General features: G+C 40.6%; 22 protein-coding genes and 4 tRNA genes. 5 read left to right on the forward strand and 21 right to left on the reverse strand.

Translation table 11 applies throughout. The annotated features are described in order from the left end of the window. The first annotated feature begins 232 nt into the window (after positions 1–232). Positions 233–1,426: a sensor domain-containing diguanylate cyclase gene (locus tag HYD28_08510; protein QLE09002.1), complete on the forward strand. Its 1,194-nt coding sequence runs from the start codon at positions 233–235 to the stop codon at positions 1,424–1,426. A gap of 214 nt (positions 1,427–1,640) precedes the next feature. Here the strand turns inward: HYD28_08510 and nth are convergent, their stop codons facing one another. From nth to HYD28_08570, 12 genes are all read right to left on the reverse strand, one after another. Next, positions 1,641–2,273: an endonuclease III gene (gene nth, locus HYD28_08515; GenBank protein ID QLE09003.1), complete on the reverse strand. Its 633-nt coding sequence runs from the start codon at positions 2,271–2,273 to the stop codon at positions 1,641–1,643. A gap of 38 nt (positions 2,274–2,311) precedes the next feature. Further along, a complete protein-coding gene (locus HYD28_08520; protein ID QLE09004.1) occupies positions 2,312–3,010 on the reverse strand; it encodes an electron transport complex subunit E in 699 nt (232 codons plus the stop codon). Beyond that, on the reverse strand, positions 3,010–3,645 hold the full coding sequence (rsxG, locus tag HYD28_08525; protein QLE09005.1) for an electron transport complex subunit RsxG: 636 nt from the start codon (positions 3,643–3,645) through the stop codon (positions 3,010–3,012). The genes HYD28_08520 and rsxG overlap by 1 nt, the downstream gene beginning before the upstream one ends. Continuing rightward, complete coding sequence (rsxD, locus tag HYD28_08530) at positions 3,645–4,700, reverse strand: electron transport complex subunit RsxD (protein QLE09006.1); 1,056 nt, start codon at positions 4,698–4,700, stop codon at positions 3,645–3,647. Before rsxD ends, rsxG begins: the two co-directional genes overlap by 1 nt. Then, positions 4,697–7,270, reverse strand: coding sequence for an electron transport complex subunit RsxC (gene rsxC, locus HYD28_08535; GenBank protein QLE09007.1), 2,574 nt, complete (start codon positions 7,268–7,270; stop codon positions 4,697–4,699). The genes rsxD and rsxC overlap by 4 nt, the downstream gene beginning before the upstream one ends. A gap of 8 nt (positions 7,271–7,278) precedes the next feature. Then, positions 7,279–7,833 (reverse strand): electron transport complex subunit RsxB, encoded by a 555-nt coding sequence (rsxB, locus tag HYD28_08540; protein QLE09008.1) that lies wholly within the window; start codon positions 7,831–7,833, stop codon positions 7,279–7,281. Position 7,834: 1 nt separating this feature from the next. After that, a complete protein-coding gene (rsxA, locus tag HYD28_08545; GenBank protein ID QLE09009.1) occupies positions 7,835–8,416 on the reverse strand; it encodes an electron transport complex subunit RsxA in 582 nt (193 codons plus the stop codon). Positions 8,417–8,592: 176 nt separating this feature from the next. Next, positions 8,593–10,536, reverse strand: coding sequence for a GGDEF domain-containing protein (locus HYD28_08550; GenBank protein ID QLE09010.1), 1,944 nt, complete (start codon positions 10,534–10,536; stop codon positions 8,593–8,595). Positions 10,537–10,729: 193 nt separating this feature from the next. Then, positions 10,730–10,806 (reverse strand) — tRNA-Asn (locus tag HYD28_08555). Between the two features lie 29 nt (positions 10,807–10,835). Beyond that, positions 10,836–10,912 (reverse strand) — tRNA-Asn (locus HYD28_08560). A 19-nt stretch (positions 10,913–10,931) separates the two neighbouring features. After that, a tRNA-Asn gene (locus HYD28_08565) sits at positions 10,932–11,008 on the reverse strand. Positions 11,009–11,029: 21 nt separating this feature from the next. Next, positions 11,030–11,106: transfer RNA gene (locus tag HYD28_08570), tRNA-Asn, on the reverse strand. Between the two features lie 1,063 nt (positions 11,107–12,169). Here HYD28_08570 and HYD28_08575 point away from each other — a divergent pair. From HYD28_08575 to HYD28_08590, 4 genes are read left to right on the forward strand one after another with little or no spacing between them, the layout of a single operon-like run. Beyond that, positions 12,170–13,549 (forward strand): MATE family efflux transporter, encoded by a 1,380-nt coding sequence (locus HYD28_08575; protein QLE09011.1) that lies wholly within the window; start codon positions 12,170–12,172, stop codon positions 13,547–13,549. Then, positions 13,546–15,540 carry an excinuclease ABC subunit UvrB gene (gene uvrB / locus HYD28_08580; GenBank protein QLE09012.1) on the forward strand — a complete coding sequence of 665 codons (1,995 nt, stop codon included), beginning with the start codon at positions 13,546–13,548 and terminating at the stop codon, positions 15,538–15,540. Before HYD28_08575 ends, uvrB begins: the two co-directional genes overlap by 4 nt. A 5-nt stretch (positions 15,541–15,545) precedes the next feature. Next, positions 15,546–16,475, forward strand: coding sequence for a class I SAM-dependent methyltransferase (locus HYD28_08585; GenBank protein ID QLE09013.1), 930 nt, complete (start codon positions 15,546–15,548; stop codon positions 16,473–16,475). After that, positions 16,475–17,131 (forward strand): tRNA (adenine(22)-N(1))-methyltransferase TrmK, encoded by a 657-nt coding sequence (locus HYD28_08590; protein QLE09014.1) that lies wholly within the window; start codon positions 16,475–16,477, stop codon positions 17,129–17,131. Before HYD28_08585 ends, HYD28_08590 begins: the two co-directional genes overlap by 1 nt. Here the strand turns inward: HYD28_08590 and HYD28_08595 are convergent, their stop codons facing one another. The 9 genes from HYD28_08595 to HYD28_08635 all read right to left on the reverse strand — a co-directional run bounded on the left by HYD28_08595 (position 17,132) and on the right by HYD28_08635 (position 25,029). Then, positions 17,132–17,374, reverse strand: a complete 243-nt coding sequence (locus HYD28_08595; protein QLE09015.1) for a hypothetical protein — start codon at positions 17,372–17,374, stop codon at positions 17,132–17,134. A gap of 69 nt (positions 17,375–17,443) precedes the next feature. Continuing rightward, positions 17,444–18,331: a DMT family transporter gene (locus HYD28_08600; GenBank protein ID QLE09016.1), complete on the reverse strand. Its 888-nt coding sequence runs from the start codon at positions 18,329–18,331 to the stop codon at positions 17,444–17,446. 72 nt (positions 18,332–18,403) lie between these two features. Then, positions 18,404–18,562: a DUF2496 domain-containing protein gene (locus HYD28_08605; GenBank protein ID QLE09017.1), complete on the reverse strand. Its 159-nt coding sequence runs from the start codon at positions 18,560–18,562 to the stop codon at positions 18,404–18,406. Then, complete coding sequence (locus HYD28_08610) at positions 18,559–18,831, reverse strand: late competence development ComFB family protein (GenBank protein ID QLE09018.1); 273 nt, start codon at positions 18,829–18,831, stop codon at positions 18,559–18,561. The genes HYD28_08605 and HYD28_08610 overlap by 4 nt, the downstream gene beginning before the upstream one ends. A 46-nt stretch (positions 18,832–18,877) precedes the next feature. Beyond that, positions 18,878–19,771 (reverse strand): histone deacetylase, encoded by an 894-nt coding sequence (locus HYD28_08615; protein ID QLE10519.1) that lies wholly within the window; start codon positions 19,769–19,771, stop codon positions 18,878–18,880. Beyond that, positions 19,768–20,376: a primosomal replication protein gene (locus HYD28_08620; protein QLE09019.1), complete on the reverse strand. Its 609-nt coding sequence runs from the start codon at positions 20,374–20,376 to the stop codon at positions 19,768–19,770. Before HYD28_08620 ends, HYD28_08615 begins: the two co-directional genes overlap by 4 nt. After that, positions 20,377–21,153 (reverse strand): TSUP family transporter, encoded by a 777-nt coding sequence (locus tag HYD28_08625; protein ID QLE09020.1) that lies wholly within the window; start codon positions 21,151–21,153, stop codon positions 20,377–20,379. After that, positions 21,153–23,228 (reverse strand): ATP-dependent DNA helicase DinG, encoded by a 2,076-nt coding sequence (gene dinG / locus HYD28_08630; protein QLE09021.1) that lies wholly within the window; start codon positions 23,226–23,228, stop codon positions 21,153–21,155. Before dinG ends, HYD28_08625 begins: the two co-directional genes overlap by 1 nt. A gap of 85 nt (positions 23,229–23,313) precedes the next feature. Beyond that, complete coding sequence (locus HYD28_08635) at positions 23,314–25,029, reverse strand: sulfotransferase (protein ID QLE09022.1); 1,716 nt, start codon at positions 25,027–25,029, stop codon at positions 23,314–23,316. Between the last annotated feature and the right edge of the window lie 46 nt (positions 25,030–25,075).

The following is a 25,075-nucleotide window of genomic DNA, read 5'->3' on the forward strand; positions in this document are numbered from 1 at the left end:
AGATTTAGATGATTGCGCTAAAATAGGCTGCTTTGAGAGGCCAATGGCCGTTGTTAACGATTAAGTTGTCTAGTCTATTTGTTTGATAATCTTAGATACTTCAGTGTTTGGTTGATTAAAAATCGATTCTTTCGATTCCTGTATAGAAAGTAATGTGATCAATTTGTTAATTATTTAGTAACCTATCGCTGTTTTATCGTTATAATGATAGTGACTTAATAGGTGAGTGAATGTGAGCATCATTTTTATAATTTTAGTTTTGACACTGTTGTTTACCTTTATAAAAATTAGACAGTATCAAATAGAAGTGCGTGCTGCTAGGTTCGATAAACAGCGTGCTGACATCGTTAATAAAATAGCAAAATGTATCAGCTCTGAATTAGCGCCGAATCAAATAATAACCATTGCGCTAAAGGATATAGCCCAATATTTCCCTATGTATCGTGTATCCTATTCTACTATTTCACCTCAAGGGATTTTATCCGTACATAGCTGTATACCCACTGAAAACTCACCCTCTATCGAAGGCATAGAAGCTGATTTAACTATTGCTCCGCAATACCTCGCAGCGCTAAAAAAACAAAAAATATTGGCGATTGATGATGTCGAAACCAACTCACTTATAGCGCCATTAAAAGACGCTATGATAGAAGGAAAGACCAGAGCTGTACTGGATGCTCCTATCAATGTAAAAAATAATGTCGTCGGTTTATTTTGCTTGGACAGTGCATCAACTCAACACTGGTCGGCCAGTGAAATTGAAATAATAAAAGAAGTTACTTCTTACATTGAAATTGCAATTCGCCAAGCGAACTATGTGATTGATATTGAGCAAATGGCAGCCAAATTAAAAAAATATAATCATAGTCTTGAAGAGCAGGTTAAAGCCCGTACGGCAGAGATCGAAATAGCCAAGAAAAAAGCTGAAACACTTGCCTTAACGGACGAATTAACACAGCTTCCTAATCGCAGAGCTTTTTATCAAATGGCTGAATGTCAGCATTCACAAGCTGTACGTTATTGTCATTCGTATTGTGTAATGATGTTTGATATCGATAACTTTAAGTCTATTAACGATACCTTCGGTCACGCTGCTGGTGACAAGGTGCTCTGTTCACTTGCAGATTTAGTGCGAAAAATTATAAGAAAGTCCGATGTCATCGGGAGAATAGGCGGCGAAGAGTTTGCGATGATGCTACCTGAAACTGAAATAGAAGAGGCAAAAGACATGGCTGAACGTCTGAGAGCACATGTAGAACAATGCCAAGTAAAATTTGAGCAACAAACTATTCGTTTTACCTTATCAATAGGTGTCGCCCAGCAGCCAGATTATAAACAAAGTTTTGACTCTATTTTAGCTCAAGCAGATAATGTGCTTTACCAAGCTAAAGCCTCAGGTCGAAATAAGGTAAACTGTACTGCCTGAAGAAATATTGTGGCTGCGTTTTTCGAATAACCGAGAGTGAGCTGCATCTACTTTTTATGAAGAGAAGGTTTCATGTAGAAGTACTGTGCTTATTGAGGGGTGTTATCACGTCAGGGGTGATTGTATGCCCATCACTTACTTACCGAAGCCGCCCCTTAATGGGTGGTCTAAAGGTGCTGACTGAGTTTGAGTAATACAACAATGAAGTCTTTGATTACTCAGTTTTATCCTTAAACTCACACAAGTCTTCAATAATACAACTGCCGCATTTGGGTTTACGTGCAGTACATACATAACGACCATGTAAAATGAGCCAGTGGTGCACATCGACTTTAAATTCTTTAGGTACTACTTTTTCTAATTTTTGTTCTACAGCAACTACATCTTTACCCATGGCAAACTTAGTGCGGTTAGAAACGCGGAAAATATGCGTGTCTACAGCAATGGTCGGCCAGCCAAAGGCACAGTTTAAAACAACATTCGCGGTCTTTCTGCCAACACCCGGTAATGCTTCGAGTGCTTCACGATTCTCTGGTACTTCTGAGTTATGTTTATTGACCAGAATTTCACACATTTTATAGACATTATTAGCTTTAGAATTAAACAAACCAATGGTCTTAATGTAATCACGAAGGCCTTCAAGGCCCAAATCAAGAATCGCTTGAGGCGTGTTAGCAACAGGGAAAAGCTTACGTGTGGCTTTATTAACCCCCACATCTGTAGCTTGTGCAGATAAGGTAACAGCAACTAATAATTCAAACGGGCTTGAATATTCAAGCTCTGTTTCTGGGTGCGGATTTTGTTCACGAAGACGAGATAAGATCTCGTAGCGTTTTTCTTTATTCATGGTGGCGTAAAGCACGCAGTGACGGTGCGCGCTCTCCTTTAAGTTAAACTCGTTACTCGGGCTCTTGGGCCTTTTTCTACTTCTGGAGTAACAACTTGCTTAGATTTTATTTGTGTATCAATGACATTTTTTGCAGCAATCAATAAACCAAGTCCCAAAAAGGCACCCGGAGGTAAGATAGCTAATAAAAATTGGTTATCAAAACTGAATACTTCAATACGAAGTGAAGCAGCCCACGGCCCTAATAGTAAATCGGCGCCATCAAATAGCGTACCTTGGCCAATAAGCTCTCGCATCGCCCCTAATACCACTAAAACTAGCATAAAACCAAGACCCATCATCAGTCCGTCAAAGGCTGAAAGTGGCACGGTATTTTTAGAGGCGAATGCTTCTGCGCGACCGATAATGGCACAGTTAGTAACAATAAGCGGAATAAAAATCCCCAGTGATTGGTAAAGCCCAAATGTATAGGCATTCATCATCAGCTGCACAATGGTTACAAAGCCTGCGATGATCATCACAAAAACAGGGATACGAATATCTTTAGGCACCCAGTTACGTACTATCGATACGGTTACGTTAGAGCCAACCAGTACCAATAAAGTCGCTAATCCAAGGCCTAACGCATTGGTAATCGTTGATGTAACGGCAAGTAGCGGGCACAAGCCTAATAACTGAACAAGGGCAGGGTTATTGGCCCACATACCATCTTTAAACAAGGTTCTAACTTGGCTCATTACTTGGCTCCTTGACAGATGTTTGGTGCAGCAAACAGATTATCAAATTCAGCTTGGGCAAAAAGTACCGCTTGTTTAACTGAGCCGACAACAGCACGGGGTGTGATCGTAGCACCGGTGAATTGATCAAACTGGCCGCCATCTTTTTTAACAGCCCAGCGGTTGTCATCTTCACCCAGTACATTTTGGCCTTTGAAAAGGGTGATCCAGTCAGACTTCTTGATCTCGACTTTATCGCCAAGACCCGGCGTTTCTTCGTGTTTAGTCACACGGACACCGGCTATTTCGCCATTGGCAAAAACTGCTGTTAATAAGTTGATATCGCCGCTATAACCACTTGGTGTTACATGGCGCATCACTAAAGCATAAGGCTTATTGTCTTTGTAGGCGCGGTAAATAACTTGCTCTGGGCGTGGACCTAAGCGCTCATCGGTGATCACAACACAATCTTTATAGAGCTGATTGTCGTAATGATGAGCATCAAGTACTTGTTGCAGTTGTTCTGCAAGTTGTTGCTTTTCTTGCTCTTCAATACGCTCAGCAGTCAAGTTATGAGTAAGGGCTACAGTGCCTGTGGTAATGAGCGCAAACGCAGTAAGAATAGCACCATTTTTAGTCATTGAGGAAAGGATCATTATTTCACCCCATGGCCGTAAGTTCGTGGTTGCGTGTAGTAATCAATTAAAGGCACCGCCATATTTAACAGCAATACACTAAATGCCACTGCATCAGGGTAACCACCAAAAGTACGAATTAAGTAAACAAGCAAACCAATTAACGCGCCGTAGATTAAACGCCCTTTATTAGTTGTTGATGCAGAAACAGGATCCGTGGCAATGAAAAATGCCCCTAACATAGTCGCACCACTGAATAAGTGAAATACCACACCTGGTTCTGTGCCAGGGGCGGCGATATAACCTATACCACTGCACACGGCTATCGAGGCTAAAAAGCTAACAGGGATATGCCAATTAATGATTTTAGCTTTTAATAAATAAAGACCACCGATTAAAAAGCCGAGGTTAACCCAGCCCCAGCCAAGACCAAACCAGTCGTTAAAAATTGGTTTACTCATGCTTTCAGCCACCGTTAGGTGATGGGCGACATCTGTTTTAACGGTATCAAGCGGTGTTGCCATAGTTGTGCCATCAATTGCTACACGTAATTGATCGACACTAAACCCAGCGCTGGTAAAGCCATTGAAAATAACAGACAGCTGTTGTGAGAAGCTAATCGGAGATGCAAGTAAATCACTCACAGGTAACCAACTAGTCATTTGCACCGGAAACGATACAAGTAGTAATACATAAGCCGCCATAGCAGGGTTAAATAAATTAAAGCCAAGGCCGCCATAAAGCTGTTTTACAATAACAATTGCAAACATACAGCCAATTACGATAATCCACCAAGGCGCTAAAGGTGGAATACTCAACGCCAGTAATACGCCCGTTAACCAAGCACTGCCATCACTGAGTGTTGGCCAAACTTTGCGCTTACGAAGAAGCAATACAGCGGCTTCAAAGGCGCTTACTGTTATAAGTGCGAGAATAAGCTGAATTAAAACGGCTGTGCCAAAAAAGTACACTTGGGCAATTAAGCCAGGAATACACGCAGCAATCACCGTCATCATTAATCGACTTAATGATTTATGGCTATGATTATGCGGCGAACTCGCCATGGTTAGTTTCATGACTTATCGTTTCCTTCTTGTTGTAACTTTTTAGCTTTAGCTTTTGCAATTGCACGGGCGACTGCTGCTTTTTTCTTATCTTCGCTAGACTCAGGTTCATCAGATTGCGGTTTGGCATCTGCCTCATCACTTGAATCATTTATTTGCTCTGAATAATTGTCACTCTGCGCTTGCTCTTTAGCGGCTTTTTTCGCTTTGGCGCGAGCGATAGCTGCAGCAACGGCGGCTTTTTTCTTATCTTCGCTAGACTCAGGTTCATCAGATTGCGGTTTGGCATCTGCCTCATCACTTGAATCATTTATTTGCTCTGAATAATCGTCACTCTGCGCTTGCTCTTTAGCGGCTTTTTTCGCTTTGGCGCGAGCGATAGCTGCAGCAACGGCGGCTTTTTTCTTGTCTTCTCTAGATTCAGTAGCATCAGACTGCGGCTTGGCATCTGCCTCATCACTTGAATCATTCGTTTGCTCTGATGAACCGTCACTCTGCGCTTGCTCTTTAGCGGCTTTTTTCGCTTTAGCGCGAGCTATGGCTGCAGCAACAGCGGCTTTCTTATCATCAACTGGTGCGCCATCTTCTTCAGCTTCAGTTTGGTTTTTAGCAGATTGCGCGGCTTTTTTCGCTTTAGCGCGAGCTATGGCTGCAGCAACGGCAGCCTTTTTGTCATCAACTGGTGCGCTATCTTCTTCAGCTTCAGTTTGGTTTTCAGCAGCTTGAGCGGCTTTCTTCGCCTTTGCACGAGCGATAGCAGCTGCAACAGCTGCTTTTTTGTCATCTTTTGGTGCTGAGTCTACTTCTGCGTTATCTTCTTTAGCTTGCGCGGCCTTTTTCGCTTTAGCGCGGGCAATAGCGGCAGCAACAGCAGACTTTTTATCGTCTTTATCGACGCCTTCTTCACCTTGCTCTAGTGCTTTTTGCTCTTTATATTTACGTGCTTGTTCTTTACGCGCAGCACGCTCTTTAGCTATTTCAGAGTTATCAGGCTCAAGCTCTGCACCCTGCTTTTTCGCTTTAGCACGCGCGATAGCAGCAGCGACAGCTGATTTACTCTCTTTGTCATCAGATTTAGTTTTAACTCGTGCTAGTGCATCGGCCACTTTTTGTTTTTCGCTATCTGACTTAGCAGCTGGCTTACGTTTGTGGCGGTTTTGACGTTCTTCTTGTTCGCGCTCTAAACGTTCTTTACGTGCTTCAAAACGCTCCTTTGCACGCTCTGCTTTGATTTGCTCTGCTTGCTGCTCTTTGATTTCAGCTTTAGCAACACGATAGTACTGAACGAGTGGGATTTCGCTTGGGCAAACATAAGCACAGGCGCCACATTCAATACAATCGAATAAATTGTGCTCGTTGAGTTTGTCGTATTCTTTAGACTTAGCAAACCATTGTAATTGCTGCGGTAACAATGAAGCAGGGCAGGCGTCAGCACAGGCACTACAACGAATACAGGCTTTTTCCTCACCCGGCTCAGCAAGTTCTTGGTGATCTGGCGCTAAAATACAGTTTGTCGTTTTAACGACACCAATTCGCACTGTTGGTAGGGTAAAGCCCATCATCGGGCCGCCCATTACAACACGTTGTTGTGGTACTGGTGAAAAACCTTGGCAATCTAATAAATGTTTAATTTCAGTGCCCAGTAAAGCCCACACGTTACCCTGTTTATGAATGGTGTTACCAGTTACAGTCACCACACGCTCAATCAGAGGTTTACCCTCATGCACAGCTTGATTTACTGCAAACAAGGTACCGACATTTTGCACTAACATACCAATATCAGCTGGAATACTGCCACTCGGGACTTCTTTGCCAGTTAGCAATTTAATCAGTTGTTTTTCACCGCCAGAAGGGTAAACCGTTGGCACTGTTTGTACCATTATGCTGTCGTTATGTTCAGCTGCTTTTTTCATAGCAGCAATGGCTTCTGGCTTATTATCTTCAATACCAATAATTGTGAGCTGCGGGTTTAACAGCTGCTGCATTAATTCAATGCCCGCGATAATACCATCAGCATGTTCGCGCATTAGCATGTCATCAGCGGTGATATATGGCTCACATTCGACGGCATTGACAATTAAAAACTCAATGTCTTTACGTATATCTGCTTTGACATAAGTAGGGAAGCCAGCGCCGCCCATACCTGAAATACCGCTTTGATGAATAATATCCACAAGCTCATCATGCGAAAGTGCTTTGGTATCAGACACAGACCGAAGCTCGCACCATTTATCTTCACCATCAGGTTCAATGATAACGCTAAGTTCTGGCAGCGCTGATGGGTGAGCAGATGGCATTGGGCAAATATCGCTGATCAGCCCAGATGTTGGTGCGTGTACTGGCACTGACCAATTCCCGCTTGGTTTCGTTAATGCTTGGCCTTTAAGTACCTGTTGGCCTTTTTCAACAATGAGTTTGCCGTTAGCGCCAATATGTTGTTTTAGTGATACAACAAGTTTGTCAGGTAGTGGTAGTCTTGCGATTGCTTGCTTAGTTGATTGCTGCTTTTGACCCGGTGGGTGAATACCTCCAGGAAATGGCCACACTTTACCTTGTTTAATTTGATCTATTAGCTTTTCCATCTGTGCTCCTAATCTACCTGAGTCACAGGGATTGCGTTTAATTGCCATTTCCAGGTTTGTTTAGTTTCTTTTACGGGCAACATATCAATACAGTCTACAGGGCAGGGTTCTACACATAAGTCACAACCGGTACATTCATCAATTAACACGGTATGCATTTGACGCGTTGCACCGATAATGGCATCAACAGGGCAGGCTTGAATACATTTGGTACAGCCAATACATTCATCTTCACGAATATAGGCGACTGTTTTAATCGGATCAGCTTGCTCACCGCCTGCAAGTGGTTTTGCTTCAACACCCATTAAATCAGCTAATTTTTTTACAGTTGCTTCGCCGCCTGGTGGGCATTTATTTATTTCATCGCCGTTGGCAATCGCTTCAGCATATGGGCGACAGCCAGGGTAACCACATTGGCCACATTGTGTTTGCGGTAAAATGGTATCAATTTGGTCAACTATAGGGTTGCTCTCTACGCGAAAACGCACGGCAGCGAAACCTAAAATTAAACCAAATATTAGCGCTAATGAACCTAACGCTATCAAAGCATAAAACAAGGTCATATTAAAACTTCACTAATCCTGTAAAACCCATAAAGGCCATCGACATAAGGCCTGCAGTGATCATCGCAATAGAAGCACCCTTGAAAGGAGCAGGGACATCAGCCGCAGCTAAGCGTTCACGTAATGCAGCAAACAGTATTAACACCATAGAAAAGCCCACTGCGGCACCAAAGCCGTAAACAGCGGATTGCAAGAATGAGTGGTCTTCTTTGATATTAAGTAGGGCAACGCCTAATACAGCACAGTTAGTGGTGATAAGCGGTAAGAAAATCCCTAATAAGCGATAAAGTGTCGGGCTGGTTTTTCTAACCACCATTTCAGTAAATTGCACGACAACAGCGATAACCAAAATAAAGCTCATGGTACGCAAAAACTCGATATCCAGCGGGATCAAAATATAATGATTTACTAGATAACTAGTCACGGAGGCAAGTGTAAGTACAAAGGTTGTGGCTAAGGACATACCAATCGCGGTATCTAACTTACCCGACACGCCCATAAATGGGCATAAACCTAAGAATTGAACTAAAACGAAGTTGTTGACTAGCACGGTGCCAATCAATAACAAGACATACTCTGTCATGCGTGCCTCACGAGAATAAAAACGACCCTATTATCCTTTTTTCTGGGGGCTGACACAACACATGAGGGACGAATAGATAAAATTAACAAAGCTGTTTACGATTAAAGTGTTAAAGCTAAGTTAATAGATAGAATAGGCCCAAAAACAGTAAGGTTTTTTGGGCCTTTAATAGGGGGTTAAATGTCTTTTGGTTTTTCGATGTAATAGCCTTGCACACCATCAAGACACAGAGTTTCAATGATATGCTTTTCTTCTTGGCTCTCTACACCTTCAGCAAATACACTCACTCCAATACGGTGGGCAAGATCAACCATTAAGCGCATAAAATATTGATTATTTTTATCTTCTTCAAGGCCGCGGGTATAACTTGCATCCATTTTGATGAAATCAGGTTTTAAATCTCTAAAGAATTTAAATGACGTTAAACCAACACCAAAACGCTCTACAGTGATACGCGCACCGACACGATGCACCATATCGATAAAGCGCTTACTTGCTTTAATATTTTGTTGCAAGCCAAACTCGCTCACTTCAAATATAAGCTTAGAGGCGATATTACTGTCTTTTAGTAGGCGGCGCTCAAGCCAGATCACAAATTGATCATTATGGGCGCTTGATGCGGTAACATTGATTCCAAAGAATTTCTCAGAAAAATTACGGGTTTTAATTTTTTCTAAGCTGGTGTCAATGATTAAGCGGTCAATTTCCATAGCCATTTCTAGCTTTTCGGTCATAGCAAGAAAAGAGGCAGTTGGTAGCATTTGATTTTCTGCGGTTTTGAAACGAACCTGAATCTCTGCATAGGCCTTCACACTTTTACCAATTGGCATAATGTTTTGCATGACCAAGTGAACACGTTTGGTTTCGATCACTTCGTTAATCACTTTACGCCAGTTTTGGTTACCAAAACCAGCGCTAGCATTATTTACAAGGTCAGTCTCGCGTTGAACATGCCATGCGTTAGCTTGCTTTGATTGCGCCATACTCATCGCATTATCAACAATAGATAATAACTCTCCTAAAGGTTTACCTTTTTCGTAACCGACAATACCTGTGTTCGCGACTGAGCTTAATTCTTGATTTTGTTGATACTGAGTAAATCGAGACTGTAAGTTATCACCAAAACGTTCCGCTTCTTTTAGTGGGGTATTGGGCAACACAACTGCAAAGTCTGAGCTGTTTAAACGAAACACTTGGCTACCAGTATAAGTACCACTGATATGTTTAATTATATCGGCCACGCTTTTAACATAATCATCACCTTTTTGGTAACCACGAGTTTGGTTGATGGCTTGCAGCTCGCTACAGCGAACCATCGCAAGTGAACCAAAAGTACTTTTTTCTGCGTTTTCGATATTCTTTTCGTAGTACTCAACAAACATATTACGGTTGCCAAGGTTAGTCACTACATCTTTATAAGCTTCTTTTTTGATGTTCAGCGCATTGTTTTGAATATCGTCGTGTTTAGTTTGTAAAAAGTGAGAAAGGCGGTTGAATGAAGGGATTAAATCTTTGCTTAACTTTTTTAGGCTAGTTGTATCAATTGATTGTTCTAGGTCATCATCAATTTGGTTTTGATTAATATAAATATCAACTATATCTGCAACTGTAGTGCTAATTTTACGATTAAGGCGGCGGAACATGCTCTTCATATAGATAATAGGAAGTAGGGCAATCAAGCCTGAAATTAAAATAACAACAAATAGAGCCTGTTGTAATAAGCTTGCGAGATTATGCGCATTAATTGTGAATTCAACCTTTATATCAGATGCTTGGTTAACGGCAAATTGAGGGCGAATTGAGTTAAACGTAGCATTTACAATTTCAGCAAATATGGGTAGGGGTTGACTTGATTCAACTGAGCTAACTACTTGGCCCGCTTGATCACGGATCACAAACTTAGAAAAAGTACTGCCATCGGCAAGCGCGTGTTTAATTTTTTCTGGTGCTAGTTCATCTAATGTCTGAGTATTTATATAAGCACTAACAACATTTTGTGCTTTTTGCTGAGCATCACTGACAGCACTGTCGAAACTAAGGGCAATAAAATAACCACCTAATAAAGCAAAAAGCAGCCAAGATATGAGTTGTATAAATATAAGTTTTTTAAAGCCAGCCATGTTCTTATCTTATAAAAGCCTAACGGAAGGAATCAATTCCTTGATTGATCGCTTTAATTACAGTCATTACATTCTATCGTAAAAAATAGAAAAAACTTTAGAAATAACTTTAATGTAGGGTAGATTATAAGCGCTTTAAAGTCTAATACAATCGAAGAATAGTAGTAGATAAACCTGATTATTTTCTGTGAGTTGGCTCCCCCTCCCCGACTCGAACGGGGGACCTGCGGATTAACAGTCCGTCGCTCTAACCAACTGAGCTAAGGGGGAACTAAATAGAGTAGTAGGGTGCTATGATTTGGCTCCCCCTCCCCGACTCGAACGGGGGACCTGCGGATTAACAGTCCGTCGCTCTAACCAACTGAGCTAAGGGGGAACAATCATATTCATAAACTTGGCTCCCCCTCCCCGACTCGAACGGGGGACCTGCGGATTAACAGTCCGTCGCTCTAACCAACTGAGCTAAGGGGGAATCGTTTATGATTGAAAAACTTGGCTCCCCCTCCCCGACTCGAACGGGGGACCTGCGGATTAACAGTCCGTCGCTCTAACCAACTGAGCTAAGGGGGAAGCGTCATGCCTTTCAACGGGGCGAAATATTAATGACAGCATTGCAAAGTGTCAACATAAAAACTTCATAAATTCAAAAAAGAAGCTTATTCGATGTTTTTATGTTCGATCTGCGCAAAATGTAGCTGAAAACAACTGCATTTTTTAGCTTGTAGTAGGGGACCTATGTCGAAAGCTTTTATTTTTTGCATGCTTTTTAAACAGAAGCATCATTTTAAAAGTATAAAAAAGTTTCTTTGCTTAGATATTCTTTACCAAGTTGAGTAAATCATCATTTATCCAATGTTTTATTCTAACTATGAGAATCAGATCTAATTCTTTTTGTTTGAAGTTCTCCGAGCGTAATTTTTTCTTTGTATTTACTGTGTAGGACTAGTAAAGATTTCTCTATTCTTTGCAGAGAAACTCAAAAATGATCTGAATCCAATAGAAGTAAACTCATTTTTAGTGCTGTATTTCATATGCTTAGCATATGAAATTTTATAGAACTTTAATTGTCATACTTAACTTTATAATAGGGTCGAACAATTTTTACGCGTTCTTTTCTAGAAACTTATAAAAAGGTTAAAACAATAGGCTTTGTTACTTTTCCTATACAGAGATGAACATCCACCTTAGAAGCCTTTATATTTGCGGCTTCTAGAGAGTTATCCACGGTTTCTGTGGATAACTCTGTTTATTAAACTTTAAGAACAGCTATAGTACTAGGATTTTAGGGCGCTACAGCAATTTCAAGCATTTAATTAAGTTTTTTTATTTTATTATAAATCAATTGCTTAGTATTTTTATCTGAAGCCATGCTGAATTGATAAGTAAATTTATTCGTGACGATGAAATAGCGCGATTTGTTGTGTAAAAAAACAGCGAAAACTGCCTTTTAATTGTAACAAAGCTATTAAAGTTGTTTTTATCTTGTATTTTATGAGGGTTAGTGGTTATTTTTATGTCAAAGTGTCAAAAGTGATAGTTTTGTGTATCAATTTTGATTCTGCTAATAAAGCATAGCTTGCAAGAGAAGGATGCTTTAAACTAACAGGTTCAGAAAAAGAGGCAAAGTATCCCCATGAGCGTGAAACCGCAGAGCAAAACTAAACCTGATCTTTTAAACTCACCCATTCTGCCAACCTTAAAAAAAATGACCATTCCGATGATCTTTGGAATGATCACCCTAATGATGTTTAACCTCGTTGACACCTTCTTTATTAGTTTACTAGGCACTGAACCTCTCGCCGCTGTCAGTTTTACCTTTCCAGTTACTTTTACTGTTATTAGCCTTGCAATTGGTTTAGGTATAGGCACTTCAGCGGTTATCGCTAAAGCCCTCGGTAGTGATAAGTTAGATGAAGCTCGCTTTGATGCCAGTATGTCATTGTTGGTATCGGTTGTGATGGTGTTTAGTCTTTCTGTGATGGGCTATCTTTTGATAGATCCTATTTTTAAGTTACTTGGTGCTGGTGAATTAGTATTACCGCTTATTCATGAGTATATGAGTGTATGGTTCCTTGGCAGCGTGTTTTTAATTACACCTATGGTTGGCAACTCAGTACTTAGAGCAAGTGGTGATACCAAAACTCCGAGCATTGTTATGGGTGGAGCGGGGCTGATTAATGCTATTTTAGACCCTATGCTTATTTTTGGCTTTGGGCCTATTCCCGCATTAGGTATACAAGGCGCAGCAATTGCCAGCGTTATTGCGTGGTCGGTTGCGGTGGTTATCATTTTATATATTCTAGCAATTAAAAATGGCTTATTGAGTTTGCATGCTGGTTTGCAAACACCATTTAGCTCAATTCAAAAAATTCTTAAAATTGGTTTACCAGCGGCTGGGGCAAATATGCTTACACCAATAGCAATGGCGGTAATTACGGCATTAGTGGCTAAGCATGGTCCTGAAGCTGTAGCAGCGTTTGGTGTTGGAAGTCGAATTGAGTCTATCGCAAGTCTTGTTGTGCTTGCTTTATCGATGACTTTACCGCCATTTGTTAGTCAAAACTTTGGTGCCGGTAAGTTTGAACGTGTAAAAGAAGCCTACACTAAAACCTTAAAATTCGTGATGATTTGGCAGTTTGCTATTTATATTTTACTGCTATTAACTTCTGGCTTGATAGCTAATGTATTTGGTAAAGAGCAGGCGGTAATGGATGTTATTAAGCTGTTCATTTATATCCTACCGCTCAGTTATGGCCTACAAGGGGTAATTATTCTATCGAACTCTTCATTTAACGCATTACATAAACCGATGAATGCGCTTATTTTAAGTGTAGTACGTCTGTTTGTTTTTTACGTGCCTTTTGCTTATATCGGCAGTGAGTTTGCTGGGTTAAAAGGGTTATTTATTGGCGCGGCTATAGGTAACCTATTTACTGCGGTGGTTGCCTATAGATGGTTTATCAAAGAAGTTGATGGGTTAAGTGAGTCTTATGTGAAGGAGTGTCATTCATGAGCGACCATTTTCAGCTAGTTTCTAAATTTCAGCCAAATGGTGACCAACCAACGGCGATTGCACAGTTAAAAGACGGTCTTGAGGCTGGGCTTGCACATCAAACATTATTAGGGGCTACAGGAACGGGTAAAACCTTCACTATGGCCAATATCATTAATGATTTGAATCGGCCAACCATTATCATGGCACACAACAAAACACTCGCTGCTCAGCTTTATGGGGAAATGAAAGAGTTTTTCCCTCATAACGCGGTTGAGTATTTTGTTTCTTATTATGATTATTACCAGCCAGAAGCCTATGTTGTTGCTAGTGATACATTCATTGAAAAAGACGCCTCTATCAATGAGCATATTGAGCAAATGCGTTTAAGCGCTACTAAAGCGCTACTTGAGCGTCGTGATACGATCATTGTGGCTTCGGTGTCTGCTATTTATGGTTTGGGCGATCCAGACTCATATATGAAAATGATGCTACTGCTTAAAGTTGGAGAAACTGTCGATCAACGCGACATGCTGCGTCGTCTTGCTGAATTGCAATATACTCGAAACGATATTGAATTTAGCCGTGGTACATATCGTGTTCGTGGGGAAGTGGTTGATATATTTCCTGCAGAATCTGATACTTATGCCGTTCGTGTGGAGATGTTTGACGATGAAATAGAGCGTTTAAGTATTTTTGACCCACTTACTGGGGCTGTTGAAAAGCACATTGTACGCGCTACTATTTACCCAAAAACGCACTATGTTACGCCGCGTGAAAAAATTCTCGATGCTATTGATAAAATAAAAGATGAGCTTAAAGACCGTCGTTCTCAGCTACTTAGTGCCAATAAACTTGTAGAAGAGCAACGTATTGCTCAGCGTACTCAGTATGATATCGAAATGATGACCGAGCTTGGTTATTGCTCAGGAATCGAAAACTACTCGCGTTACTTATCTGGCAGAACGCCAGGCGATCCGCCGCCAACATTGCTTGACTATTTGCCTGATGACGCATTAATGATTATCGATGAATCGCATGTTACGGTATCGCAAATCGGTGCTATGTATAAAGGTGATAGAAGCCGTAAAGAAAATCTCGTTGAGTATGGTTTTCGCTTGCCATCGGCGTTAGATAACCGCCCACTACGCTTTGAAGAATTTGAAGCAATCGCGCCGCAAACTATTTATGTGTCAGCCACCCCAGGTGACTTTGAGCTTGAACGCTCGTCAGGGGAGGTTGCAGAACAGGTCATTCGTCCAACCGGGCTTATTGACCCAGAAATTGAAGTACGCCCAGTGGGCTCACAAGTAGATGACTTACTCTCTGAAATATACAAACGAGTTGAGGTCAACGAACGGGTATTGGTAACTACTTTAACCAAGCGTATGGCTGAAGATTTAACCGACTACCTAAATGACCATGACGTAAAAGTTCGTTATTTGCACTCAGATATCGATACCGTCGAACGGGTTGAAATTATCCGCGATTTACGTGCTGGTGTGTTTGATGTGTTAGTGGGCATTAACTTATTACGAGAAGGTCTCGACATGCCAGAGGTATCCTTAGTAGCGATACTTGATGCCGATAAAGAAGGTTTCTTACGCTCTACTCGTTCACTGATCCAAACCATAGGTCGTGCTGCACGTCACTTAAATGGTAAAGCGATTCTTTATGGTGACCGCATTACTAAATCAATGAGACAAGCCATTGATGAAACAGATCGCCGCCGTGAAAAACAACAAGCTTATAATCTTGAGCATGGTATTGAGCCGCAAGCTTTGGTTAAAAGCATCACCGATATTATGGATGTGGGCGAAGAAGCAAGCCCTAAAGACAACCTTAAATTGGTGCGTAAAGAGTCTAAACAAGTACTCAGTGCAAAAGAAATTGCCAGCCAAATTAAAGAGCTTGAAGCGAAAATGCATGCCTATGCTAGCGATCTTGAATTTGAAAAAGCGGCATCTGTGCGTGATGAAATTCACGAATTACAACAACAGTTAATTAACTAAAGATTATGACAAACGATTTTTCTGCCATTTTAAATGCTTTAGCAGAGGCTCCTCTCGCTACAAATGAATTATGCCGTGTATTTCATGGCCGTGGCCACTCCGTGGCTGAGCTTAGTCACATTAACTTAGACTTTTATCCGCCAGCACTTTTTTTAGTTTCATATGAAGAAATAGATGAACAAGTGCTTGAGCAATTAACTAATACAGTGTGGCAATGGGCGCAAGTAAACGCACCAGAGCTTGTGACTGCATTGGTTTACCAACAACGTTGTGGAATTAATACCCGAAATTCTCTTCTGTTTGGTGAATTACCACAAGAGCACCTTGTTAGTGAAAATGGTATTAAGTTTAAAGTAGATTTACTTAGTCGCCAAAATACCGGTATATTCCCTGATATGCGTCGTGGTCGTGAGTTTGTCCAAGCTAATAGTAAAAACGCAAAAGTGCTAAACTTGTTTTCTTATACTTGTGGCTTTTCTGTTGCTGCAATGCAGGGTGGTGCTGACCAAGTTATTAATATGGATATGAATAAAGGCGTGCTTAGAACGGGTAAACAAAACCATCAGTTAAATGGTTTTGCTCAAGGAGTTAGTTATTTCCCACACGATATTTTAAAGTCATTCGGCAAGTTAAAAAAATCAGCACCTTATGAATTGATCATTGTTGATCCACCGAGCTTTCAAAAAGGAAGCTTTATATTGACTAAGGATTATCAAAAAATCCTGCGTCGTTTACCTGAACTGTTAAATGAAAACACCCAATTATTGCTTTGTGCTAATAGCCCTGAGCTTTCAGAGCAGGCGTTTAAAGAGCTAATTGCTGAGCATACGGAAGGGGCTATTTGTTTTGTTGAGCGTTTAAAACCGACAGATGGCTTTGTTGAAGTAGACAGTGATCGAAGTTTAAAAGCCTTAGTCTATAAAACAGCAAATTAATGGCATTGAGTAAACGACTATCAGCCATCGTTGATGTGGTTGAATCAGGCTATGACGAAATCTGGGATTGCTGCTGCGACCACGGTTTGTTAGGAATTGAGCTTTTACAGCAAAATAAAGCACAGCTTATACATTTTGTTGATATTGTGCCTGAGTTGATGCAAGCACTAAACGACAAACTGGTGCGCTTTGCCACTAACGAGCAATGCGCTCGCTGGCAAGTTCATTGTCAGGATGTTGCGATGATTTCCCCTGATCCAAATAAACGCCATCTTGTTATTATTGCGGGTGTTGGTGGTGAGCTATTGGTGCAATTTTTAGCGAAGATTGTGGGTCATCACCCAGGTATTCATATTGACTTTATTGTTTGCCCTGTACATCACAGTTATCAAGTTCGCCGCTATTTGCAAACACTCTCATTAGGGCTCGTATCAGAACAGTTGATTTGTGAAAATAAACGCTTTTATGAAATCATAGCTATGAGTGCGTCATCATCGAAACAGGTTACTCGAGTTGGGCAGCAAATGTGGCAACTAACAAGTAAAGAGCACCAAGCCTATTTAAAGCAGTTATGTGCTCATTACCAACGCATGTTAAATCAAGACGCGGCTTATTATCAGCCAGTGCTTGATGAGTACTCAGCTTTATTATTGTAATTAAAGTTTATTAATTTCTTGTTTTACGCTGTAGCTAGAGTCAGTGACAATGGCTTCGAGCGTTTGTACACGTTCTCTTAACTCTTGTAGTTCTTTTGTCACTTCGGCAACATGTTCGTTTGCTTCTTTTGAATTCTTTAAAGTCCGTGATTTAAACTCAAGGTGTTTTTTATACATATCATAAATTACCCCAGAGCCGACTGATATCAGCACGATTAACACCACCATGGTAGTACCTGACATACTATTCTCCTTCCATATTTAGTACCTAATAGAGTATAGATTGTATTTAAAAATGCAATTTGCATTCTGTTACAAGGTGTTTCGTTTTAAAAATGGTTTTATACGGATAAAGCCTGTGACCAGCATGGTGCCAGCGATAACACAAAGTGCGCCGCCTAAGGTATTTGGCCCTATTTGTTCATCTAAAATTAAATTACCCCATACAATACCAAAGAGTGGGATTAAAAAGGTAACAGTCAACGCAGAAGTTGGGCCAATGTCATCAATCAAGCGGAAAAACAGTATATACGCCACAGCTGTACAAAGCACACCGAGAGCGACCACTCCAAGCATCACTTCATTACTTGGCATTTCTCTGGCAGGAATAACAAAAATAAGCGGTAGTACCATAATACTTGCTGCCCACATACTGCCATGAGCATTATCAAAAGCAGACAACTTTGGTGCATGTTTAGTGTAATGGGATGCTATGGCATAACTTAGTGAAGCACAAAGTGCTGCAAAGATTGCTGTAACTGCTTGGGTATCGATAGTGAGGCTATTTTGACCCACTAAAATTGCTACGCCCGTTAAACCTAATAGTAAGCCAAGCAGCATACTTTTAGTGGGTTTAGTTTTACTCCAAATAATACCAACAATCACGCCCCAAATTGGGGTTGTTGAGTTTAGTATTGATAAGGTTGATGCATTGATTGTTTCTGCTGCATAGGCAAACAGTAAAAAGGGGATAGCGGAATTAAGTGCGCCAATAATAAAAAAGTGTTTTTTATGTGTCGTGAAAGCGAGTGTCTTTCGTAAGTATAAAGCAAAAATAAAGAGTGTTATTGCTGCAAAGCCAACTCTTAGCTCTATTAATACCGCAGGGCCTAAGCTATTAGCTGCCATACGCATAAATAAGAAGGAAGCGCCCCAAATAGCAGCAAGGATGAATAAGCGCAAAAAACTTGGCAATGACATGGTGTTACATTCTTTAATTATAAAACCTGAGCATAACAAATTTATGCTCTAATACTCGCCATTTTCGGACTATTAATTAGTTGATTTTGAGAGTTTCTTTTCGAAGTCAGATTTTACGATTTCTAGTGCGGCTAATACATCTTCAGCAGGTACGTCGTTTTGCTCTAAGAGCATAATTAGGTCAACAGCAATCTTTATATAGTCAGGCGCATGCTCTAACTCACTACTCATGATTGTAGTTCCTTTTTCTTAGCAACTTGACTGATTGCCACATCGATTGCCGTTTGTACTTGCTGCTCCATTTTTATACGCTCTGTTTGCGGTAAATAAAATTCCATATCAACATCATAGCGTATGTAGCGGGCAGGGAGTTGATTTAATACAGTGCAGCATAAATCTGCCATAACATCATCACTGTAGGTCGTTTCTAAGTTACGTTTTGTGATGTCTTCGACAACCAGTTTTTCATAGTAGTTGTGAATGTCGTCATGCAATTTCATACAAAGTGAACCCAATTAAAAAGTCACTTTAAGTGTATACCAAGCTTTAAAATAAATCGACAGCAGCCCTAAAAAGCTGACCATGAACATCAACCAAACGGCTTACATTTCGCTGATAGCCACCGCCCATGACTGCAAAGACAGGGATTTTTGCTTCTTTCGCTTGGTTTAATACAAAATAATCACGTTGATACACTCCCTCCATACTGACTTGAAAGTGTCCTAATTCGTCATTCGTTGCAATGTCTGCGCCGGCGTTGTACAAAATGATATCTGGCTGGTGGAGTCTCATCGTTAAGGCTAATGCTTGTTTCACTGTTTCCAAGTATTCAGTATCTTTTGTGCCATGCTCTAGGGAAAAGTCGTAGTTTGATTGCTGTTTAATTCGCGGGAAGTTTTGTTGGCAATGAATTGAGCAGCTAATGATCTGAGGGTGCGCTTGTGTCACTTCAGCGGTACCGTCACCTTGGTGGACGTCGCAGTCAAAGATTAACACGGTGTCGGCTTGCTCTGTATTAATTAAATGCGCAGCTGCTATCGCTAAGTCATTGAAAATACAAAAGCCACTGCCATAGCCTGTAAATGCATGGTGATAACCACCACTTAGGTTAAAAGCTGCACCATGTTGCAAGGCATACTCTGCGCCATGAATACTCGCCCCTACAGAATAAAGTGTTCGTTCAACTAATTCATGTGACCAAGGGAAGCCCATTTTTTTTATCTCTTTTGTATCAAGGCTGCCAGTTAAAAAAGCATCGACATAATCTTGGTCATGGCACAGAGCAAGCTGTGCTCGAGTGGCTTGTTGTGGGGTAATGAAATGCTGCTCATCAATAAAGCCGCTGATAAGTTGTTTCAACAAGCGATATTTATCAATCGGGAAGCGGTGACGCTCAGGTAAAGCTAACGCTGAATAACTTGGATGATAGTAAAACATTATCTGAGCTGCTGTTTTTCGACCTGTTGAATTTTGTCTTCAGTGGCTGAAATTGCCTTACGGCAACGGCCCAACCTTGCATGCAATGCAAGTATTTCTTTATTGATTTCGGCTGCTTGCTGCGTATTTGCAGCTTCGAGCTTAAGTTTTCGCTCTTCAATCATCAAAACTAAGCGGCGCTCAAACTCGTGATTTTGCTTTAGTTCATCATACAGTTCATGTGACGACTGCATGATTTTTTTTACTGCTTGTTTATAAACTTGTGGTTTTGTTTTTGGTTTAAAACTGTACTTATTTTCTTTAGCCCACACAGGGGTTGATTTGATCACATTGAATACAGCTTCTACCTGAAGGGCAATTCGTTCAAGAGCATATTGGTATGCGTGACGATGCTCAGCAGGGGGCAGGCTGTTAAGCTCATCTTCGATTTCTATGACATAATCTGCCAGCTTCATACTTTTTGTGCTAAACACTGCTTTATCAAATAAACTTGGTTGGGCTTGCATATAACGATTTTTCGCAAATAAATTACCCTTATCAAATTGTGTAGCTAATTGCTTTAGCCTTTCAATTTGTGAACGCAGTTTATCAAAAGCAGTCGATTGCATTTATAAATAAGCCTCATAGATTAACTTTAATGCTAAAACAATAACCACAGTGTTAAACACGGGGCGGATCATTTTACTGCCAAACTTAATTGCCGAATGCGCACCTAACCATGCACCTAGCATCAAGAAAAAGCCCATCGTGATACCAAGTATAAAGTTCACATGCCCTAACGCAACAAAGGTGATCAAAGAAATAAAATTTGAAACGAAGTTCATCGAGCGAGCAAGCCCACAGTTAAGTAACAAGCTCATTTTATATAATAGACTATTTGAAGCAGTCCAAAACGTACCAGTACCTGGGCCTGCTAAACCATCAAAAAAGCCTAGCCCAAGCCCTTGCAGCCACTGTTTAATTTTAGTTTTGCCATCAAGTTTTGGTAATTCGTTATGCTCGGTAGTACTTAAACTGCCAAATAAGCTGTAACAAGCTACTAGAATAATTACCACGGGCAATAATTTATTCAGAAATTCAATACTTAAGTAATCAACCACCAGGGTACCTATAAGCGCACCTATGGCTGTTGCTAGGATGGACGCGGCCCAAAATCGAGGGTTGAATAACTTTTTACGAAAATAGGTCACGCTGGCTGTTAATGAGCCAAAACTTGCTGCAAGTTTATTTGTGCCTAATGTGAGATGGGGAGGTAAGCCCGCAGTTAATAGCGCCGGCACAGTTAACATGCCGCCACCGCCTGCGATAGCATCAATAAAGCCAGCTGCCAGCGCCACTGCGCATAATAGTGCCCATGTTGTTGGGTCTAAAGCTAATTCAAACATTAATAATCAATTTGTCTTTTAAAGGGTGGCAAGGTATCGAGCATGGCTTTGCCATATCGCTTGGTCACTAATCGGCGATCAAGAATAGTAATACGACCCTGATCATTTTCTTTACGAAGCAGTCTACCACAGCTTTGTACTAATTTCTTTGCAGCATCAGGAACGGTTATCGAAAGAAACGGGTTGCCACCTTTACTTTGTACAAACTCAGCCTGCGCTTCTTCTATTGGGGAGGTCGGCACCGCAAATGGAATCTTTGTTATAACTAAGTTTTCTAAGTATTTACCCGGTAAATCAAGACCCTCTGACAGGCTTTGAGTGCCAAATAAATAACTAGCACGGCCTAAATCTACATTCGCTTTATGCTTTTTCAAAAGTGCCTCACGCGACATTTCACCTTGCACTAATACATCAATCCCTTTACTTCTCAACGCTTTGACGACATGGTCCATTTGCCAATAAGAGGCAAATAACACTAAATTAGCTTTTTTATCGTTAAGGAATTTAGGTAACTGTTCAGCTAAGTGGTCGCTAAAGGCTTTCTCTGTAGGCTCAATATGACTTGCAGGAATATGCAGCGTGGCTTGTTTTGGATAATCAAACGGAGAAGGAACTTTAATGTATTTGACACCTTCTTCTTTGGCAAGGCCACATTCATATGCAAAGTGATCAAATGAGCCAAGTGCCGTTAATGTCGCTGAACACAGAACAGCACCTGCACATTGGTTCCATAATTTATCTTTTAAGTAATAGCCAACTTCAATAGGGCAATCACTGAGTAAATGATCGTGATGGTTCTTATACTCTAGGCGTTTTATCCATCGAGCATGGGGAATACCTTCACCTTTTGTAGCGTAACTAAACCATAGCTTGTTTAATAACTCTAGGCGATTAATGTACTGGCCACTTTCAGCCAATATTGGATCGGCCACATAAGGTTTAATATCGCCATCACTCACGTCTTGCACTAGGGTGTCGTGCATCTTGTTAAGTGCTCTTAGTGCATCAAGGGTGGCATCGCTAATATCTTTTGCTTTAGCATGCAAAGCCGCTGGAATCTCACCATGCTCAAAGCGATAGGTATCATCACTATTGTAGTTAAAGTCGGCATTATCAAGAATGTCACGGACTACTTTTAGGTTTTTGCCCGCATCATTGATGCTGTCACTGAGTTTAAAATTTTGCCCAATCGCTTTTTGACCCACCAGTACATTCGCCATTTTCCCTGCGAATTTAACAAGCTTGTCGAGCCAGTCGATGGTGCCTTTGATTGTTGCCGCAGCAGATGAGAAGTCTCGAGTGATGTGCGCTAAGTGATGGGCTTCATCAATAACATAAATAGTATCGTCAGGTTCAGGTAGAATCTTACCACCACCCAAATCAAGATCAGCTAGTAACAAAGAATGGTTGATCACTAGCACATCCATTTGCATAAGACGCTGACGCGCCATATGGAAAGGGCAGAGCTGATGAGCGCGCATTTGTCGTTGGCATGAGTGTTTATCACAGGCAATTAAATTCCAAACTTTATCCGGAATAGTATCAGCCCAACTATCGCGATCGCCTTGCCATTGTTTGTTTGAATAAGCATCATAAAGTTGCTTTAAGCACTTGGTTTCCATATCTGAAAGTGGTGATGACAGGGTTGGCATAAACTCCATTTGCGTTTGGCTGTCGCCATTAACTGCAGCACTAAGTTTTTGTGCACAGATATAACGCTGACGACCTTTAACTAAATCAAATTTAATATCTAACCCAGAGTGCTCTTTAAAAAACGGCAGTTCTTTACTAATTAACTGTTCTTGTAGGGCAACAGTTGCCGTCGAAATCACTAATTTCTTTTTTTTGGCCATCGCCAATGGTAATGCACCTAAACAATAAGCGAGTGACTTACCGGTCCCTGTGCCAGCTTCAATGACACAGATACGTTGACTTTTGTGATACTCACCGGCAAGGGTTTTTGCTATCTCGGCAACTAAATAGTTTTGACTGCTTCTAGGGCGGTAGTCAGTAAGGTTATCAGCAACATGCTTATGAATTTGCCGAATTGTTTTTTTTAAAGAGTCAGATAGCATGCCCAGAAAACCTAAAGTATGTATATAATTACAGTAATGAATTTTAGAGATTTAACTGGGCAACTACAAGCGACTTGTTCGATTATTATTTTATTAGCTTTAATAGAGGTTCAAGATGAACCTGATAATTAGACCATTCTGTTAATGCATCTTTGTAAATGGGTTGCCTTACTTGTTCTGAGCTTGGTGTCATAATTGGGCGTTTGTGATTATAAAAACTCATGCAGCTTTCATGCATTTCTAAATCGCAGTAAGTTAGTAACTCACTCACGGTGTTGGAAAAATCATTAACAAGATTTTGATAGTCGACTTTAAATATTTCGCCAGGATATAAGCAATGCCAGTGCGACATTAAATCAGTGTAATCATTTATATATTCTGCAAGAGATGTAAAGTCGTAGCTATAGGCGTGACCCTCAGAGAAAGAGTGTTTGTATAAACTCCACGCAGTTGCGGCTTTATCTCTCGTTACTTCGAGTATCTTCGCATTTGGGAAGAGCGTTTTAATTAACGCAATATGATGAAAGTTCACTGGTTGCTTATCGATAAATATATTGTTTTTTCCACGTAAAGGAGCAATAAATTTTAGGTATCTATCAGCGTAGTGTGCTTTATCTTTATCAGTTAGCTTATCAAGGCCATAAGGAACATCTGAGAGTTTTTTACTTTCTAACTCTCGAGCGATTGCATTTATTTCTGTGAGCTCGTAACTTGCATCAACATCAGGGTGACTTGCTAAAATTTGCTCAACTAAGGTAGAGCCACTTCGCGGTAAGCTGACGATAAAAATCAGCTGTAGCGATTCATTAGATGTAAGATTATTAATAGATCTTTGAGTTAAATATTTTTTACAACGAAAAGTAAAGTTGCTTGGCTTGTATGGTGTTAGTGCTTTTTGAATTTTGTTTGCTTTTTCTAATGTCTTAAATGAGAGTTCGTAGTTGTGGCATTGTTCATAGGCTTTGGCGAGAGCAAAGTAAAGTTGAGCACTGTTGAGGTTTTGAACAGCAGATTGTGTTTGTTCTACTAAACTGTCTATATCCCTATTATTAAATGTATATGTTTTTAAATTAGCTAAATTCCAATAGGCCTCACCTAGTCTGTTATCTAGTTGGAGTGCTTGTTTATAGTGCGTTATAGCAAGTTCAGTATCACCTTTGATTTTTTCTATGTTACCAAGTCGAAGGTGGCAATGGGCTGCGTAATAGTTTGCTTCGAGTAACTTGTTATAGATGGCCTTTGCTTTATCAAATTGCATCATTTTTACATGAGCGATAGCAATTAAACTCTCAATAAATAAAGTAGGAGAGGGGATCGATGTGCGATAAAATGTGAGTAACTCTTCAAATTGCTTGGTATTGAGTAAGGCTTGGCAGTAGTTTTCTAGGACTGCTTGTTTTTGCGAGTTGTTCTCGAGGTTATGTTTTGATATGTCCAAGTACGCTTTGCTATCTCCCACCTTTAGTGCGATATCAGCCAGCGTTTGAAGTGCTCTAAACTCATTAGGCACGAGTTGTAGTAGTTGCTTAGTGATTTGCTCTGCTTGGCGAGGGTTATGGTTATTTAACTGTTGTTTAGCCGTTTCTAATTGTTTGTTAAACCAAAAAATCATCTCATATTGTTTTAAAGCACTTTGCTGTTGTTCGTGATCTTGCAGCATTTTGTGAGTTTCAGCGAGTAATGCCCAGCCATCATGATATTCAGGGTGTTGTTTGAGTATGTCTAGCAACAAAGCTTTTGCCTTATGTGGTTCAGTAGCAACGAGTGTTTTTGCGCTTTTAATTGCATTAATTGGGCTCATAATTGGCTCTTATAATTTTTTATAGTTAGGGTGTACTATACCTCTA

This window comes from Pseudoalteromonas shioyasakiensis (assembly GCA_013391845.1).
GTDB lineage: Bacteria > Pseudomonadota > Gammaproteobacteria > Enterobacterales > Alteromonadaceae > Pseudoalteromonas > Pseudoalteromonas apostichopi.

What these genes read in the sequence shown, in the direction of transcription:
- nth (QLE09003.1), bottom strand. Translation starts at nt 2,273, where the DNA reads ATGAATAAAGAAAAACGCTACGAGATCTTATCTCGTCTTCGTGAACAA.
- HYD28_08520 (QLE09004.1), bottom strand. Translation starts at nt 3,010, where the DNA reads ATGAGCCAAGTTAGAACCTTGTTTAAAGATGGTATGTGGGCCAATAAC.
- rsxG (QLE09005.1), bottom strand. Translation starts at nt 3,645, where the DNA reads ATGATCCTTTCCTCAATGACTAAAAATGGTGCTATTCTTACTGCGTTT.
- rsxD (QLE09006.1), bottom strand. Translation starts at nt 4,700, where the DNA reads ATGAAACTAACCATGGCGAGTTCGCCGCATAATCATAGCCATAAATCA.
- rsxC (QLE09007.1), bottom strand. Translation starts at nt 7,270, where the DNA reads ATGGAAAAGCTAATAGATCAAATTAAACAAGGTAAAGTGTGGCCATTT.
- rsxB (QLE09008.1), bottom strand. Translation starts at nt 7,833, where the DNA reads ATGACCTTGTTTTATGCTTTGATAGCGTTAGGTTCATTAGCGCTAATA.
- rsxA (QLE09009.1), bottom strand. Translation starts at nt 8,416, where the DNA reads ATGACAGAGTATGTCTTGTTATTGATTGGCACCGTGCTAGTCAACAAC.
- HYD28_08550 (QLE09010.1), bottom strand. Translation starts at nt 10,536, where the DNA reads ATGGCTGGCTTTAAAAAACTTATATTTATACAACTCATATCTTGGCTG.
- HYD28_08575 (QLE09011.1), top strand. Translation starts at nt 12,170, where the DNA reads ATGAGCGTGAAACCGCAGAGCAAAACTAAACCTGATCTTTTAAACTCA.
- uvrB (QLE09012.1), top strand. Translation starts at nt 13,546, where the DNA reads ATGAGCGACCATTTTCAGCTAGTTTCTAAATTTCAGCCAAATGGTGAC.
- HYD28_08585 (QLE09013.1), top strand. Translation starts at nt 15,546, where the DNA reads ATGACAAACGATTTTTCTGCCATTTTAAATGCTTTAGCAGAGGCTCCT.
- HYD28_08590 (QLE09014.1), top strand. Translation starts at nt 16,475, where the DNA reads ATGGCATTGAGTAAACGACTATCAGCCATCGTTGATGTGGTTGAATCA.
- HYD28_08595 (QLE09015.1), bottom strand. Translation starts at nt 17,374, where the DNA reads ATGTCAGGTACTACCATGGTGGTGTTAATCGTGCTGATATCAGTCGGC.
- HYD28_08600 (QLE09016.1), bottom strand. Translation starts at nt 18,331, where the DNA reads ATGTCATTGCCAAGTTTTTTGCGCTTATTCATCCTTGCTGCTATTTGG.
- HYD28_08605 (QLE09017.1), bottom strand. Translation starts at nt 18,562, where the DNA reads ATGAGTAGTGAGTTAGAGCATGCGCCTGACTATATAAAGATTGCTGTT.
- HYD28_08610 (QLE09018.1), bottom strand. Translation starts at nt 18,831, where the DNA reads ATGAAATTGCATGACGACATTCACAACTACTATGAAAAACTGGTTGTC.
- HYD28_08620 (QLE09019.1), bottom strand. Translation starts at nt 20,376, where the DNA reads ATGCAATCGACTGCTTTTGATAAACTGCGTTCACAAATTGAAAGGCTA.
- HYD28_08625 (QLE09020.1), bottom strand. Translation starts at nt 21,153, where the DNA reads ATGTTTGAATTAGCTTTAGACCCAACAACATGGGCACTATTATGCGCA.
- dinG (QLE09021.1), bottom strand. Translation starts at nt 23,228, where the DNA reads ATGCTATCTGACTCTTTAAAAAAAACAATTCGGCAAATTCATAAGCAT.
- HYD28_08635 (QLE09022.1), bottom strand. Translation starts at nt 25,029, where the DNA reads ATGAGCCCAATTAATGCAATTAAAAGCGCAAAAACACTCGTTGCTACT.